Here is a 13457-nt window from a genome sequence, read left to right on the forward strand (position 1 = left end):
CATGCTTTCGGTTAATCGGCCGCGTCATGGCTTCCCGACCGCAAACGCTGTACGAAAAGATCTGGGCTGCTCATGTCGTCGAACGGCGCGACGACGGCACCTGCCTCATCTATATCGACCGGCATCTCGTCCATGAGGTGACCAGTCCGCAGGCGTTCGAGGGGCTTCGCGTCGCCGGGCGGCGCGTGCGACGACCCGAACTGACGCTGGCGGTGCCCGATCACAATCTGCCGACGACGCCGCGCGTCGATGCCGCCGGGCGGATGCTGCCGATCGCCGATCCCGAAAGCGCGCAGCAGCTCGACGCCCTGCGCCGCAATACCGCGGAATTCGGCATCGACTATATCGACGCGACCGCGGCGGAGCAGGGCATCGTCCATGTCGTCGGGCCGGAACTCGGTTTCACGCTGCCCGGCACCACTTTGGTGTGCGGCGACAGCCATACCTCGACGCATGGCGCGCTCGGCGCGCTGGCCTTCGGGATCGGCACCAGCGAGGTCGAGCATGTGCTCGCGACGCAGACGCTGCTGCTCAGCCAGTCGAAGACGATGGAAGTGCGCGTCGACGGCACGCTCGGCTTCGGGGTCAGCCCCAAGGACGTGATCCTGGCGATCATGGGCAAGATCGGCGCGGCGGGCGGCACCGGCCATGTCATCGAATATACCGGCGAGGTGATCCGCGCCATGTCGGTCGAGGGGCGGATGACCGTCGCCAATATGTCGATCGAGGGCGGTGCGCGCGCCGGCCTGATCGCGCCCGACGATGTCACCTTCGCCTATCTCAAGGGGCGGCCGATGGCACCGCAGGGCGAAGCGTGGGACAAGGCGGTCGCGTGGTGGCGCAGCCTCGCCACCGATCCCGCCGCGACCTATGACAAGAGCGTCAGGCTCGACGCGACCGACATCGCACCGGCGCTGACCTGGGGGACGAGCCCCGAGGACGTGGTGCCGATCACCGGCGTGGTGCCCGCGCCCGACAGCTTCGCCGATCCCGCCAAGCGCGCTGCGGCGCAGCGCAGCCTCGACTATATGGGGCTGACGCCGGGCACCGCGATGCAGGACGTGACCGTCCAGCACGTCTTCATCGGCAGCTGCACCAACAGCCGGATCGAGGATCTGCGCGCCGCCGCCGCGGTCGCCGAGGGGCGCCATGTCGCCGACGGCGTGCGGGCGATGGTCGTGCCCGGATCGGGGCTGGTCAAGCGCCAGGCCGAGGCCGAGGGGCTGGACCGGGTGTTCGTGCAGGCCGGCTTCGAATGGCGCGAGCCGGGCTGTTCGATGTGCCTGGCGATGAACCCCGACAAAGTCCCTGCGGGGGAACGGTGCGCGTCCACGTCGAACCGGAATTTCGTGGGTCGACAGGGACCTGGGTCGCGCACACACCTGTTGTCACCGGCGATGGCCGCGGCGGCGGCGGTGACCGGGCGGCTGGCCGACGTACGCGATGTGATGGGAGCGACACGATGAAGAAGGTTCTGGTGCTGCTGGTGGCGGGTGCGATGCTCAGCGGCGTCGCCGCTTATGTGGCCGGCGCGCGCGTGCTCGCCCATCCCGCCAAGATCGAACGATAGGGTCCGACCGCGCATGCAGGCCGTCACCACCGTTTCCGGGATCGCCTATCCCTGGGGCGCCAAGAACATCGACACCGACATCATCATCCCGGCGCATTGGCTCAAGACCATCTCGCGCTCGGGGCTCGCGCGCGGCGCGTTCGAGACGGTGCGCGCGCAGCCGGGCAATGTCTTCGACGACCCGCGCTATGCCGGTGCGCCGATCCTGATCGCCGGCGACAATTTCGGCTGCGGATCGAGCCGCGAACATGCCGCCTGGGCGCTCGCCGACATGGGCGTGCGGGCGGTGATCGCGCCGAGCTTCTCCGACATCTTCTCGGGCAATGCGTTCAAGAACGGCATCGTGCCGGTCGTGCTGCCGCAGGAGGCGGTGGATCGACTGGTCGAGGTCGCGAAGGACCAGCCGGTCACCGTCGATCTCGAAACCATGACGGTGACGACGCCCTATCAGGACCGCTTCACCTTCGACCTCGATCCGTTCCGCCGCCAGTGCCTGATGGAGGGGCTGGACGAGATTGGCCTGACGATGGCAAGGGATACCGCGATTTCGAAATTCGAGGGCGCGGTGGATCAACACCGCCCCTGGATCGGGAGCAGGAGCGGTTATGCGGGCATTGCTATCGACGGCGTCGGGCGGACCTGACACTCTGGAACTGACCGAGCTGCCCGATCCCGAGCCGGGCAGGGGGCAGGTGCGGATCGCGGTCAAGGCGTGCGCGATCAACTATCCCGACGTGCTGATCATCGAGGACCGGTATCAGTTCAAGCCGCCGCGGCCGTTCGCGCCGGGCGGCGAGATCGCCGGCGTGATCGATGCGCTCGGCGAGGGCGTCGAGGGCTGGCAGGTCGGCGACCGGGTGATGGGGGTGATCGGCCATGGCGGCCTTGCCACCAGCATCGTCACCGAGCCGCAGCGGCTGTACCGCCTGCCCGAGGAGCGCAGCTTCGCGGAGGGCGCGGCGCTGATCCTCACCTATGCGACGACGATCCACGCGCTGCTCGACCGCGGGCGGTTGCAGGCCGGACACGCGCTGCTGGTGCTCGGCGCGGCGGGCGGGGTCGGGCTCGCCGCGATCGAACTGGGCAAGGCGCAGGGCGCGCGCGTCGTCGCGGCGGTGTCGTCCGAGGAGAAAGCGGCGGCGGCCAGCGCGGCGGGCGCCGACGAGACGATCCTCTACGGCCGTGCGCCGTTCGACAAGGACCAGTCGAAGGCGCTGGCCGAGCAGTTCAAGGCGGCGGGCGGGCGCGGCGGCTTCGACGTGATCTATGATCCCGTCGGCGGCGACTATGCCGAGCCGGCGCTGCGCGCGATCGGCTGGGAAGGGCGCTATCTGGTCGTCGGCTTTCCCGCCGGTATCCCGAAGCTGCCGCTCAACCTGACCCTGCTGAAGAGCTGCGACGTGTGCGGCGTCTTCTGGGGCGCCTTTGCGGCGCGCGATCCGCAGGCCAATGCGGCGCATGTCGCGCGGCTGTTCGCGTTGTGGCGCGACGGGAAGATCGCGCCGCGGGTGACCGAAACCTATCCGCTGGAGCGCGGTGGCGATGCCATCGCCAAGATGGCGGCGCGGGGCGCGATCGGCAAATTGGTGGTCGAGGTCGGCTGACCGCGGTCAGCGCACCGCTAGGACGATGGCGAGCATCAGCGCCCACAATACCAGCGAAATCGCCGATCCGACGACGATGCCGGTGAGCGGCGCGGCGCGGGTCGAGCTGGACGGGCTGTGCGTATGGCCTCCGGCGGGGACGGGCCTCTTGATCATGATCCTTCTCCTGCGGTCGAGCGGTGCGCCCGCCGTCTTATCTTTATCGCATCGTTAACCCTTTTGTTCCGGGCGGGTTGGCCGGGCCATCCGCGTCCGTCGGCGGCATCCGTTGCGCGTGCCGGAGGTCGCACCTATGTGCGGGGGAACGACCAACCGAGGGGTGAGCCGACGATGTCCATGTTCGACGACCGCGAACGCGCCCATGAGGCCGCGCACGCGCGTGAGGAGGAGATGGCGTTCCGCATCACCGCACGCCGCAACCGCCTGCTCGGCCATTGGGCGGCGGCGCAGATGGGGCTGACGCCGGAAGAGACCGATGCCTATGCCAAGGCGGTGGTCCAGGCGGATTTCGAGGAATCGGGCGACGAGGATGTCGTGCGCAAGCTGTTCGGCGACCTGACCGCCGCCGGGGTCGAGACCGACGATGCGACCGTGCGCCGCGCGCTCGCCGAGAAGATGATCGAGGCGCGGCGGCAGCTGATGCAGGCGGAGCAGGGCTGATGCCGATGGCCGCCGACGACATCGCCGCGCTGATCCGCGCCGCCATCCCCGACGCCGAGGTCGAAATCACCGATCTGGCCGGCGACGGCGACCATTATGCCGCCCGCGTCGTGTCGGCGAGTTTCGCCGGCCTGCCGCTCCGCAAGCAACACCAAGCCGTATATGCCGCGCTCGGCGAGCGCATGGGCGGCGAACTCCACGCCCTGCAGCTCAAGACCGCCGCCGCCTGAGGATGATGACCATGACTGACGATACCAACGCCCGCATCGACGCCGTCGTGAAGAGCCATCCCGTGGTGCTGTTCATGAAGGGCAGCCCGCTGTTCCCGCAATGCGGCTTTTCGAGCCGCGCGGTGGCGATCCTCGACCATCTCAACGTCCAATATGAGAGCGTCGACGTGCTCCAGGACCAGGGCATCCGCCAGGGGATCAAGGCCTATTCGGATTGGCCGACCATCCCGCAGCTCTACGTCGGCGGCGAATTCGTCGGCGGGTCGGACATCATGATGGAGATGTACGAGAGCGGCGAACTGGCGACGCTGCTGAAGGGCGAAGCCGCCGCAAGCTGAAGCGGCCGGGTGCGGGTGGGGCCGCGAGACGCGGAAAAGCGATGGCCCCACCCTGCTGAAGCGTCGTGACGCTCGGCTGCCTGCTTCCATGCAGATGCCGTGCCAGCGCGCCAAACCGACGCATTCGCGCCCTTCCGAGGGTTAACGGCCAGCGGCCGGGGTATCGACCTGTAAGCCGTTCCGACAGCTACGCACCCTATTGACTACGGACGTAATCGGTACGATTACATCTGTAGTCCAGCAGGAGCGTAGCGATGGTCGAACGAATCAGCGATGCCGAACATGCGGTGATGGAGGTGCTATGGGACGAAGCGCCGCTTACCGCCCAGGATGTGGCCGAGCGGGTCGATCCCGCCCGCGGCTGGAGCGCCAACACCGTCAAGACGCTGCTCGGCCGGCTGCTCGCCAAGACCGTGATCGCGCATGAGGAGGATGGCCGCCGCTATCTCTACCGGCCGCTCGTCGCGCGCGGCGATTACGTGTCGGGCGAGTCGAAGCGGCTGATCGACCGGCTGTTCGGCGGCCGGCTCACCCCTCTGGTCGCGCATCTCGCCGAGCGCGACGAACTCACCGCGCAGGACATCGCCGAGATCGAGGCGCTGCTGAAGGACCTCAAGCCATGATCGGCTGGCTGGTCGAGGCGCTGATCGCCTCCACGATCCTGATGGCGCTGGTCATGCTGGTCCGCGCGCCGGTGCGCAACGCGTTCGGGCCGCAGGTCGCCTATGCGCTGTGGGCATTGCCGCTGTTGCGGCTGCTGCTGCCGCCGCTGCCCGCGGCATGGCGCGAGGTGGCGGTGACGCCGATCAGCCACGCGAGCGAGACGATCACCATCTTCGTCGCCGATGGCGCGGCCTATGATCCCGTCGTGCCGACCGCCGCGCCGGTGATCGGCTGGATCGTCGGGCTGCTCTGGGCGGCGGGGGCGCTCGGCTTCCTCGTCTGGCATCTCACCAGCCACCGCCGCCATTGCCGTCGCCTGCTCGGCACCGCCGCGAGCATCGAGGAGGTGCGGGGCGTGCGCGTCATCGCCAGCGAGGCCGCGGCCGGACCGCTCGCCTTCGGCGTGGTGCGCCGCTACGTCGCCTTCCCGCTCGATTTCGCCGATCGCTATGACGCCGACGAGCGCGAACTCGCGCTGGAACATGAGATTGGCCATCACCAGCGCGGCGATCTGGTCGCCAATTGGATCGCGCTCGGCGTGCTGGCGCTGCACTGGTTCAATCCGGTCGCGTGGCGGGCGTTCCGGGCGTTCCGCGCCGATCAGGAACTGGCCAATGACGCGCGCGTCCTCGCCGGCCGGTCGACCATCGACCGCCACGCTTATGCCTGCGCCATCGTCAAGGCGGCGCATGGCGGCGCCGTGTCCGCCGCCTGTCACCTGCACACCATCGACGATCTGAAAGGGAGAATCCGCATGCTGTCCACGTCCCCGCGTTCGCGCCGGCGCCTCGCTTTGGGTGGTGCGCTGGTCTCGACCCTCGTCCTCGCCGGGCTCGGCATGACCGCCTCGGGCACCAGCGCCGCCGCCGCGATCAGCGGCCGGGTCGGCGATACGATGGGGATCGACCTGCAGGCGGCGCCGGCCGTTCCGGCGGCTCCTGCGGCGCCCGCCGCGCCGGGCGCGGCCGCGGTGCCGCAGCCGCCCGCCGCCCCCGCGATCCCCGCCGGACCGCATCGGGTAAGCGTCACGCGCGTGACGCAGGACGGAGCCGTCACCAGCATCGCGCGGACGGCCGATCATGTGCTGAGCGACGGCACCGTCCAGCGCCTCGTCGAGCGCGCGGTGCCCGCGGTGCCGGCGGTGCCCGCAGTGCCCGGCATCGCCGAGCGGCGCTGCGTCGATGGCGTCGACGGTGGCGCACAGAGCTTCGTCATCAACACCGGGCACGGCGGCACGCGGACGATGGTGATCTGCACCAACCGCATCCAGACGGCGGCGCTGAACGGCGCGGCGGCCGGGCTGAAGGCACAGGAGGTGCGCCTCAACGCGATGTCGGCGGCGCTCGCCAGCGTCCGCGCTTCGCGGGCGAGCATCGCCGCCAATCGCGACGTGCCGGACGCCGATCGCAAGGCAGCGCTCGCCGACATGGACGCGGCGCTCGCCGAAATGCGCGCCGAAATGGCCTCGCTCGACAAGGATTGAGCGCCCGGTACGGGTGGCGGAGGCGAGCAGACGGGGGCGCCCGGCATGCTCGCCTCTTGCGCTCCGCCGCACATCGCGCCACATCCGACGCAATGGCCGAGCACCCGACCGGTATCCCGATCCAGCTCGAGCCGCTCGTCACCCGCGTGCTCGCGCCCAATCCTTCGCCTTACACCTATGGCGGGACGCAGACGCATGTCGTCGGCCGCGACGATCTGGCGGTCATCGATCCCGGCCCAGATGATGCGGCGCATCTCGACGCGCTGCTCCGCGTGATCGCCGGCCGGCCGGTGCGGGCGATCGTCATCACCCATCATCATCGCGACCACAGCCCCGCCAGCCGCCCGCTCGCCGCGGCGACCGGCGCGCCGATCGTCGGCGCCGCACCGGTGCACGTCGCCAGCGACACGCCCGGCCTCGATGCGGCGTTCGACGCGGCCTATGCGCCCGACCGCGTGCTCGGAGAGGGGGAGAGCGTCGCCGGCGACGGCTGGACGCTGACCGCGATCGCGACGCCGGGCCATACCTCCAACCATCTCGCCTTCGCGTTGCCGGAGACGGGCGCCTTGTTCTCGGGCGACCATGTCATGGGCTGGGCGACCAGCGTGATCTCGCCGCCCGACGGCGACATGGGGCAATATATGGCGAGCCTCGACAAGCTGCTTGGGCGCGACGACCGCATCTATTATCCCGGTCATGGCGAGGCGGTCGAGCAGCCGCAGCGGCTGGTGCGCGGCATGCTCGGCCATCGCAAGCAGCGCGAGGGGCAGATCCTGCGGCTGTTGCGCGAGGGATCGCTGGCGCTGGAGGAGATGACGCGGCGGATGTACGTCGGCCTCGACCCGCGGCTGATTGGGGCGGCACAGCGCTCGGTGCTCGCGCACCTCTATGATCTACGGGCACGGCAGCGGGTGAGCGGGGAGGGTGAGCTATGGCGGAGCATCGAATGAACGATCCGGTGCCCGATCCCGCCCCGCCGGCGGCCGGTTCCTCGACCGGTTCGTTCCTGGGCAAGGCGGCGGGAGTCATCGTCCTGCTCGGCCTTGCCGTGCTGATCGGCCTGTGGGGCGTGCAGCGCTACGTCGAGCGGCGGCTGGCGCCCGATCCCACCACCGTCGCCAGCGCCAGCCTGGAGGGGTTGCGCGAGCAGAACCGCCTCTCCGCCTTTGCCGCGCGCTTCGTCGCGGTCAGCACCTCGCGCCAGTCGCAGCTCGGCCTGTCGACCGAGAAGACGCTGATCATGCCCGGCCTCGTCCGCTATGAGGTCGATCTCGGCAAGCTGACCCAGCGCGATGTCGCCTGGGATGCCGACACCCGCACGCTGTCGGTACGGCTGCCGCCGATCGAACTCGACGGGCCGCAGGTCGATCTCAATGCAATCCGCGAATATGGCACCGGCGGCATCCTGTCGCGGCTGACCGATGCCGACACCGCGCTCGACACCGCCAACCGCCGCGCCGGACAGGCGGAGCTGGTCCGTCAGGCGCGCGATGCGACGCCGATGAAGCTCGCCCGCGACGCGACGCGGCGGGCGGTGGAGAACAGTTTCGTCATGCCGCTGCGCGCCGCCGGCATCGACGCCAGCGTCAAGGTCAGCTTCGTCGACGATCCGACCGCGGCGACCGAACGCTGGGATGCCAGCCGGTCGCTGGCGGAAGTACTTGGCAATGCGCGATGATGCCGCCCGTTGAGGGGCGGCGTGCAATCGCCTAACGGGGGCATTATGGAACTGACCAACAGCTTCGCGGGACTTGACCTCCGCGCCGAGATCGAGCGCCTCCGCAAGGAGCGCAACGCCGTGATCCTGGCGCATTATTACCAGAAGCCCGAGTTGCAGGACCTCGCCGATTTCGTCGGCGACAGCCTCGACCTCAGCCGCAAGGCGCAGGCGACCGACGCCGACGTCATCGCCTTCTGCGGCGTGCGCTTCATGGCCGAGACCGCCAAGATCCTCAGCCCCGACAAGATCGTCGTGCTGCCCGACATGGATGCCGGTTGCAGCCTTGAGGACAGCTGCCCGCCCGACCAGTTCGCCGCGTTCCGCGCCGCGCACCCCGATCATATCGCGCTGACCTACATCAACTGCTCGACCGAGGTGAAGGCGCTCAGCGACGTCATCGTCACCTCGTCGTCGGCGGAGACGATCCTGGCGCAACTGCCGCGCGACCAGAAGATCATCTTCGGCCCCGACCGCAACCTCGGCGGCTATCTCCAGCGCAAGACCGGGCGCGAGCTGCTGCTGTGGCCGGGCGTGTGCATCGTCCACGAGGCGTTCAGCGAAACCGAATTGCTCAAGCTGCAGGCGCAGAACCCCGGCGCGCCGGTCGCGGCGCATCCCGAATGTCCGGCGGTGATCCTCGATCATGCGGATTACGTCGGCTCGACCCGCGGCATCCTCGAATTCGCCAATGCCATGCCGGGCGACACGCTGATCGTCGCGACCGAGCCGCACATCATCCACCAGATGGAAAAGGCGATGCCGCTGAAGAACTTCATCGGCGCGCCCGGGGCGGACGGCAACTGCAACTGCAACATCTGCCCGTATATGGCGCTCAACACGATGGAAAAGCTCTACGTCGCGCTGCGCGATCTCACGCCGCGGATCGAGATCGAGGAGGGGCTGCGCATCAAGGCGAAGAAGAGCCTCGACGCGATGCTCACCATGGCTTCGGCGACGGTCGGGCAGGGCGATCTCGGCCCGTCGCCGTTCCGGGTGGTGCCGGTCACCGGCGACTGACCGCTCAGTGCGAGGTCGCGGTCGTCGGGGCGAGCAGGTTGCGGGCTTCGTTGATGTGGATGCCGACCATGATCAGCTCCAGTTCGTCCGCCTTCTCCAACGCGGCGGCGAGCAACCGGTGTAGTTCCTCCATGGCCTCGCGATCGGTCATCGCCCTGTTTCCCCGTGATATGGTGGCAGGCCCGTGACGACAGGGGCCGCTGTGTAGTACGACAGGATCGTATACGTATGACGCGCTTTACTCTAGATGGTTTCGACCTCGATCGCTTCGTCGCCGCGACGCTGGCGGAGGATCTGGGCGAGGGTGGCGACATCACCTCGGCCGCGGTGATCCCGGCCGAGGCGCGTTTCACCGGCGTGATGGACACGCGCGACACGATCGTCGTCGCCGGGCTCGGCATCGCCGAGGCCTTCTTCCGCGCGCTCGATCCCGACGTGACGATCACCCGGCTGGTCGAGGATGGCGCCTGGGTGTCGGCGCACAGCGAGCTGATGCGGCTGGAGGGCTCGGCCCGGGCGCTGCTCACCGCCGAACGCTCGGCGCTCAACACCGTGCAGCATCTCTCCGGCATCGCGACGATGACCCGTGCCTATGTCGATGCGATCGCGGGGACGGGCGCGGTGCTGCTCGATACGCGCAAGACGATCCCCGGCCTGCGCCGGTTGGAGAAATACGCCACCCGCACCGGCGGCGCGCAGAACCACCGGCTCGGCCTGTGGGATGCGGCGATGATCAAGGACAATCATATCGCCGTCGCCGGGAGCATCGGCGAGGCGGTGCAGCGCGCCGTGCGCGCGGGAATCGCGCGGATCATCGTCGAGGTCGACCGGCTCGACCAGATCGCCCCGGCACTGGCGGCGGGCGCGACGCATCTGCTGCTCGACAATATGGCGCCGGCGCTGCTGCGTGAGGCGGTGGCGCTGGTCGACGGGCGGGTGCCGACCGAAGCCTCGGGCGGGGTGCGGCTCGACACGGTACGGGCGATTGCCGAGAGCGGCGTCACCTACGTCTCGGTCGGGCGGCTGACCCAGTCGGCACCGGCTGCCGATATCGGGCTCGATTTCACCGTCTTGTGAGCGCCGGCTTGCACGCTCCGGCGGTGCGGCTAGGCTGATCTGCAGCAGCAAGGGGACCTGTCATGACCAAACCGCCATCCATCGCGCGCTTCGAGCAATTCTATTGGGCTTCGGTGATCGTCGGATTGATCAATACCGGCCTGAATTGGCGCACATCGCAGACGACATTGGCCGCCAACCCCACCCTAGCCAACATGACCTGGCTCTTGCCGGCAATGCAGGTGCTCGGCCTCGCCATCGCGGTGCTGATCTGGTTCTTCATCGTGCGCCGCCCGAGCGTGGTCGCCAAATGGGTGCAGGTGGTGTTCGCCGGCTTCGGCGCGCTCGCACTGCTGTCCGCGATCGCGTTCCTCGCCATGGGCAAGTCGGCGCTGAACGCGCAGCTCATCCTCGGCTTCTTCGCCAACCTCCTCTACATCGCCGCCGCGGTGATGCTGTTCAAGCCGGACGCCAAGAGCTGGCTGGGCGAGGGACTGGACGAGGATGACGATCTCGATCCGCGCGACGACCGAAAGGCGCCGCTCGCGTGATCGCGCGTCTTGCCACCGTCGCGCTGCTCGCGGCGACACCTGCGGCGGTGCAGGCGCAGGCCTATCAGTGCACCGCGCCGACCAGCATCGAGCGCCCGCATCCCGATCTGCCGAGCGACAGCCAGCCGCGCCGGCTGCTGCCGATCGGCAGCTATACGCTCGCGATCACCTGGGCTCCGCAATATTGCCGCGAGCATGATCGTGACGCCGGTGCGCGCTTCCAGTGCGCAGCGGGCAACCGCTTCGGCTTCACCTTGCACGGTCTGTGGCCCGACGGCGTCGGCAAGGACTGGCCGCAATATTGCAAGGCGACGCCGCTGCTGCCGCGTGCGGTGATCCAGAAGCATATCTGCAGCACGCCGTCGGCGCAGCTGATGCAGCACGAATGGTCGAAGCACGGCACCTGCATGCCCGGCTTCAAGCCGGATCGCTATTTCGCCACCTCGACCCGCCTCTACGGCAAGCTGCGCTATCCGGACATGGACGCACTGTCTCGTGCGCCGCTGACCGCGGGCGGGGTGGCGGCGGCGTTCGCGCGGAGCAATCCGGGGCTGGGCGCCGATATGATGCGGGTGACCGCGACCAAGCAGGGCTGGCTCGACGAAATCTGGATCTGCCTCGACAAGGCGTTCCGCTATCAGCGTTGCCCGGCGCACCAGGGCGGCCTGCCGACCGACGCCACCATCAAGATCTGGCGCGGGAGCCGCTGAGCCTTAACCGAGGATCGTCGCCGTCGCCGGATGATGTTTGTCGAGGTGACGGCGGATGATCCGCAGGTTGCGGGTGTTCGAGCGGAAGAAGAAGTCAGGCACGGCGCCGACGAAGGGGATGATGCCCAGCGCCCAGTCGACCCCGACATTGCCGAACATCCGCGCCATCTGCAGCTTCGACATGCCAAGGTTGCGCGCCTCCCAGACCAGCCACGATCCGATGACTGCCGCAATCGTCGTGCCGACGACCGGGACGAGATCGAGGATCACGTCGAGCCCGAGCTTGCGGTTGGTGCCGGGGATGGTGAACAGCCCCTCCATCACCCGCTCCATCGCTTCGAGCCGGATGCGGACCGAGGCCGCATCACGGCCGAGCGGCAGGGACTCGAGCAGCGGACGGGCGTCCAGCGGGCGGGGGCGGGTGGCGGTCATGATAGTTATCTGGTGTCGTCGCGCAGCCGGTTCAACGGGTGCCAGGCACGGGCGTTGGGGCGCCATTGCCGCAGCCGCATCGCCACCAGCGACCAGCGCAGCGGCCGCGCGATCGGGATGAACGCGGTGTCGGTCGCGAGGGCCGCATCGGCGGTTGCGATCAGCCGCGAGCGTTCGGCCAGCGTCGGCGCCTCGCGCGCGGCGACCAGCGCGCTCTGCGCCGCCTCGCCGCACAGCGCGCAGGCGTTGGCGAGATACCAGCGCGCGCTGTCATAGGGGGCGACCTGGTCGACCAGGCGCAGGTCGGCATCGTCGGACGGGCCGACCCGTTGCGGCGTGATGCCCATCGCGTGAAGCGACGCGGCAACCTGCGCATAGACCAAGGTCGCGCCCGGCCCACCCGGCATCGCGATGCGCAGCGTTACGGGCGCGCCATAAGCGGCAACCCGGGCCTGTGCCGCCGCGACGCGTTGCTCGGGGGTGAGCAGCGACCAGCCGGGCAGGGCGGGGGGCGTCGCCGAATCGAACATCTCCGGCAGGATGCGTTCGGCGGGCTCCCAGTTGGGCATCACCGCGGCGGTCATCGCGGCGCGGTCGATCGCGCCGCTCAGTGCCGCGCGATTGGCGGGGTCTGCGAGGAAGCCGTCGCGATGCACGATCGCGAAGCCGAACAGGCCGGCGGCGGGATCGATGCGGACGTTGGCCGGGGTGACCGATGCCAGTCCGACGAGCGGCCAGTCGACGAAGGTGCCGCCGGCGACATAATCCGATTCGCGGGCGGCGAAGCGGACGATGGCGCGGGCGGCGCGCTCGCCGATCAGGCGGACATCCTGTTCGGGGCGGGTCTGGCGCTGATCGTCGGGATCGACCCGGCCCGGATCGAAGGCGGGGCGGAGCAGCGGGCTGCGCGTGCCGCGGACGATGCGCATCGGCCCGCCGCCGCCCACCGTGCCGCTGCGCCAGAGCGCCAGTTCGGGCTGGGCGAATAGCTTGAGCAGATCGGGGCGAGGGCGCAACAGGCGCACCTCGATGACCTGCGGCGTCATCGTCACGATCTCGTCGACCGCGGTGAGGAAGGGCAATAGCGGGTTGCGCGATCCGGGTGCGAGCTGGTGGCGCAATTGCGCGACGACTTGATCGGCCTCAACCTTGCTGCCGTCGCTCCACTGGGCGTCGCGCAGGCGGAAGATGTAGCTCATCCCCTGGTCGATCACGATCCAGCGTTCGGCGAGCCCCGGCTCGATCTGGCCGGCGGCATCGAAGCGGACCAGCCCCTCCGCCGTGGCGTCGAGCAGCAGCCGCGAGGGCATATCGAGCCGCGTGCGGGCGGGGTCGGCGGGGCGGGGCGGGTCGCCGATCGCGCTGACGATCACCGGCCCCGAATCGGGGCGCTGGTCGCAGCCGGTCAGCGCGGCCGCGCCGA

Annotated in this window: 18 protein-coding genes; 14 read left to right on the forward strand and 4 right to left on the reverse strand. The window is 69.2% G+C overall.

Annotated elements, in window-relative coordinates; translation table 11 throughout:
• Nucleotides 1-26: 26 nt before the first annotated feature.
• From leuC to HD841_RS11120, 3 genes are all read left to right on the forward strand, one after another.
• Entirely contained in the window at nucleotides 27-1466 is a 1440-nt protein-coding gene (leuC, locus tag HD841_RS11110) for a 3-isopropylmalate dehydratase large subunit (protein ID WP_179508971.1), read from the forward strand.
• A 117-nt stretch (nucleotides 1467-1583) separates the two neighbouring features.
• Nucleotides 1584-2213 (forward strand): 3-isopropylmalate dehydratase small subunit, encoded by a 630-nt coding sequence (gene leuD / locus HD841_RS11115; RefSeq protein WP_179508972.1) that lies wholly within the window; start codon nucleotides 1584-1586, stop codon nucleotides 2211-2213.
• The gene (locus tag HD841_RS11120) at nucleotides 2176-3174 is read left to right on the forward strand and encodes an NADPH:quinone oxidoreductase family protein (protein WP_179508973.1); all 999 of its coding nucleotides are present in this window, start codon (nucleotides 2176-2178) and stop codon (nucleotides 3172-3174) included. Before leuD ends, HD841_RS11120 begins: the two co-directional genes overlap by 38 nt.
• 6 nt (nucleotides 3175-3180) lie before the next feature.
• Here HD841_RS11120 and HD841_RS11125 read toward each other — a convergent pair whose 3' ends face one another.
• Nucleotides 3181-3330, reverse strand: a complete 150-nt coding sequence (locus tag HD841_RS11125; RefSeq protein WP_179508974.1) for a hypothetical protein — start codon at nucleotides 3328-3330, stop codon at nucleotides 3181-3183.
• Between the two features lie 174 nt (nucleotides 3331-3504).
• On the opposite strand from HD841_RS11125, the gene HD841_RS11130 reads away from it, so the two are divergent.
• The 8 genes from HD841_RS11130 (at nucleotide 3505) to nadA (ending at nucleotide 9285) form a co-directional block, all read left to right on the forward strand.
• A complete protein-coding gene (locus HD841_RS11130) occupies nucleotides 3505-3834 on the forward strand; it encodes a DUF1476 domain-containing protein (protein WP_179508975.1) in 330 nt (109 codons plus the stop codon).
• Nucleotides 3834-4064 carry a BolA family protein gene (locus HD841_RS11135; RefSeq protein WP_179508976.1) on the forward strand — a complete coding sequence of 77 codons (231 nt, stop codon included), beginning with the start codon at nucleotides 3834-3836 and terminating at the stop codon, nucleotides 4062-4064. Before HD841_RS11130 ends, HD841_RS11135 begins: the two co-directional genes overlap by 1 nt.
• Before the next feature lie 11 nt (nucleotides 4065-4075).
• Nucleotides 4076-4402, forward strand: coding sequence for a Grx4 family monothiol glutaredoxin (grxD, locus tag HD841_RS11140; protein WP_179508977.1), 327 nt, complete (start codon nucleotides 4076-4078; stop codon nucleotides 4400-4402).
• 254 nt (nucleotides 4403-4656) lie between these two features.
• Nucleotides 4657-5025 (forward strand): BlaI/MecI/CopY family transcriptional regulator, encoded by a 369-nt coding sequence (locus tag HD841_RS11145; protein ID WP_179508978.1) that lies wholly within the window; start codon nucleotides 4657-4659, stop codon nucleotides 5023-5025.
• The gene (locus HD841_RS11150) at nucleotides 5022-6548 is read left to right on the forward strand and encodes a M56 family metallopeptidase (protein WP_179508979.1); all 1527 of its coding nucleotides are present in this window, start codon (nucleotides 5022-5024) and stop codon (nucleotides 6546-6548) included. Before HD841_RS11145 ends, HD841_RS11150 begins: the two co-directional genes overlap by 4 nt.
• Before the next feature lie 92 nt (nucleotides 6549-6640).
• Nucleotides 6641-7498 (forward strand): MBL fold metallo-hydrolase, encoded by an 858-nt coding sequence (locus HD841_RS11155; protein ID WP_179508980.1) that lies wholly within the window; start codon nucleotides 6641-6643, stop codon nucleotides 7496-7498.
• The gene (locus tag HD841_RS11160) at nucleotides 7495-8226 is read left to right on the forward strand and encodes a DUF4230 domain-containing protein (protein WP_179508981.1); all 732 of its coding nucleotides are present in this window, start codon (nucleotides 7495-7497) and stop codon (nucleotides 8224-8226) included. The genes HD841_RS11155 and HD841_RS11160 overlap by 4 nt, the downstream gene beginning before the upstream one ends.
• Before the next feature lie 45 nt (nucleotides 8227-8271).
• Entirely contained in the window at nucleotides 8272-9285 is a 1014-nt protein-coding gene (gene nadA / locus HD841_RS11165; protein ID WP_179508982.1) for a quinolinate synthase NadA, read from the forward strand.
• A gap of 4 nt (nucleotides 9286-9289) precedes the next feature.
• Here nadA and HD841_RS11170 read toward each other — a convergent pair whose 3' ends face one another.
• On the reverse strand, nucleotides 9290-9436 hold the full coding sequence (locus HD841_RS11170) for a hypothetical protein (RefSeq protein ID WP_179508983.1): 147 nt from the start codon (nucleotides 9434-9436) through the stop codon (nucleotides 9290-9292).
• Nucleotides 9437-9513: 77 nt separating this feature from the next.
• On the opposite strand from HD841_RS11170, the gene nadC reads away from it, so the two are divergent.
• The 3 genes from nadC (at nucleotide 9514) to HD841_RS11185 (ending at nucleotide 11602) form a co-directional block, all read left to right on the forward strand.
• On the forward strand, nucleotides 9514-10362 hold the full coding sequence (gene nadC / locus HD841_RS11175) for a carboxylating nicotinate-nucleotide diphosphorylase (protein ID WP_179508984.1): 849 nt from the start codon (nucleotides 9514-9516) through the stop codon (nucleotides 10360-10362).
• A gap of 62 nt (nucleotides 10363-10424) precedes the next feature.
• Nucleotides 10425-10892, forward strand: a complete 468-nt coding sequence (locus HD841_RS11180) for a hypothetical protein (protein ID WP_179508985.1) — start codon at nucleotides 10425-10427, stop codon at nucleotides 10890-10892.
• The gene (locus HD841_RS11185) at nucleotides 10889-11602 is read left to right on the forward strand and encodes a ribonuclease T2 family protein (protein ID WP_179508986.1); all 714 of its coding nucleotides are present in this window, start codon (nucleotides 10889-10891) and stop codon (nucleotides 11600-11602) included. The genes HD841_RS11180 and HD841_RS11185 overlap by 4 nt, the downstream gene beginning before the upstream one ends.
• A gap of 3 nt (nucleotides 11603-11605) precedes the next feature.
• Here HD841_RS11185 and HD841_RS11190 read toward each other — a convergent pair whose 3' ends face one another.
• Together HD841_RS11190 and HD841_RS11195 are read right to left on the reverse strand one after the other, a co-directional pair.
• Nucleotides 11606-12034 carry a DUF4112 domain-containing protein gene (locus tag HD841_RS11190; protein WP_179508987.1) on the reverse strand — a complete coding sequence of 143 codons (429 nt, stop codon included), beginning with the start codon at nucleotides 12032-12034 and terminating at the stop codon, nucleotides 11606-11608.
• Between the two features lie 5 nt (nucleotides 12035-12039).
• Entirely contained in the window at nucleotides 12040-13407 is a 1368-nt protein-coding gene (locus HD841_RS11195) for an ABC transporter substrate-binding protein (RefSeq protein WP_373562998.1), read from the reverse strand.
• Nucleotides 13408-13457: the final 50 nt, after the last annotated feature.

Origin of the sequence: Sphingomonas melonis, from assembly GCF_013409985.1 — a bacterium.
Taxonomy (GTDB): Bacteria; Pseudomonadota; Alphaproteobacteria; order Sphingomonadales; family Sphingomonadaceae; genus Sphingomonas; species Sphingomonas melonis_A.